This window comes from Bacillus cereus group sp. BfR-BA-01430 (genome assembly GCF_022663115.1).
Taxonomy (GTDB): domain Bacteria; phylum Bacillota; class Bacilli; order Bacillales; family Bacillaceae_G; genus Bacillus_A; species Bacillus_A cereus_BD.
The window spans coordinates 1-489 of record NZ_JAKUEW010000068.1 but is presented as its reverse complement, the minus strand read 5'-3'; the positions used below and the strand labels follow the sequence as shown (position 1 = coordinate 489).

The window sequence follows — 489 nt, the reverse complement described above, 5'->3', positions numbered from 1 at the left end:
TCCTTCATCGACTCCTAGTGTCAAGGCATCCACCGTGCGCCCTTTCTAACTTAACCAAACTAAAATTAAAAAATATGAGCTACACTGTTATCTAGTTTTCAAAGAACATACCAAGTTATATAAAATAACGTTTGGTGGAGCCTAGCGGGATCGAACCGCTGACCTCCTGCGTGCAAGGCAGGCGCTCTCCCAGCTGAGCTAAGGCCCCAATTTGTATGGTGGGCCTAAATGGACTCGAACCATCGACCTCACGCTTATCAGGCGTGCGCTCTAACCAGCTGAGCTATAGGCCCATACAATTTGCAGAATTAATTTATATCATATTTCTTTTTAAGAGTCAATACTTTTTTATTGAACTCTCAAAACTAAACGAAATCAAAACACGGAAACTTATATTGATGAACGACGTTCATCAATTCTCCATAGAAAGGAGGTGATCCAGCCGCACCTTCCGATACGGCTACCTTGTTACGACTTCACCCCAATCAT

At 42.9% G+C, this 489-nt stretch carries 2 tRNA genes and 1 rRNA gene; all 3 read right to left on the bottom strand.

Annotated features, from left to right (window positions below):
• Positions 1 to 132: 132 nt before the first annotated feature.
• A tRNA-Ala gene (locus tag MR058_RS22965) sits at positions 133 to 208 on the bottom strand.
• Positions 209 to 216: 8 nt separating this feature from the next.
• A tRNA-Ile gene (locus MR058_RS22960) sits at positions 217 to 293 on the bottom strand.
• A 133-nt stretch (positions 294 to 426) separates the two neighbouring features.
• Positions 427 to 489: ribosomal RNA gene (locus MR058_RS22955) — 16S ribosomal RNA — on the bottom strand; the annotation flags it as partial.